Origin of the sequence: Psychrobacter sp. W2-37-MNA-CIBAN-0211 (assembly GCF_040309405.1) — a bacterium.
GTDB lineage: Bacteria > Pseudomonadota > Gammaproteobacteria > Pseudomonadales > Moraxellaceae > Psychrobacter > Psychrobacter glaciei.
This window is the reverse complement of record NZ_JBEOOU010000434.1, coordinates 1-250: the sequence shown is the minus strand read 5'-3', so window position 1 is coordinate 250 and position 250 is coordinate 1. Positions and strand designations below refer to the sequence as shown.

Genomic DNA, 250 nt, shown 5'->3' with positions numbered 1-250 from the left:
GGCTTATTACCCAGCAATGGCGTCAGTAAATACCGCATTAACCCTTTGGCTTGATTAAACTGTTCAGGTTGTAAATCTTGCGATGCCAATGCTAGCAACATTGAGCCAGATAAACAGCCTTTGCCATGAGAAAAAGATGACGCTTGGGTTGTTACCACAGGGATAAAACCACTTTGTGCAATAAACCGATAGTGACAACGGCAATCTAATGAGTCACCTTGAGTGTCATGGGCAAGAGATGGCAATGCAC

Annotated in this window: 1 protein-coding gene; it reads right to left on the bottom strand. The window is 44.0% G+C overall.

The genetic code is table 11. The features are described 5' to 3' along the window. Positions 1-250: hypothetical protein (locus tag AAEY72_RS15780; protein WP_502945410.1), on the bottom strand; the 250-nt coding region annotated here is incomplete at both ends.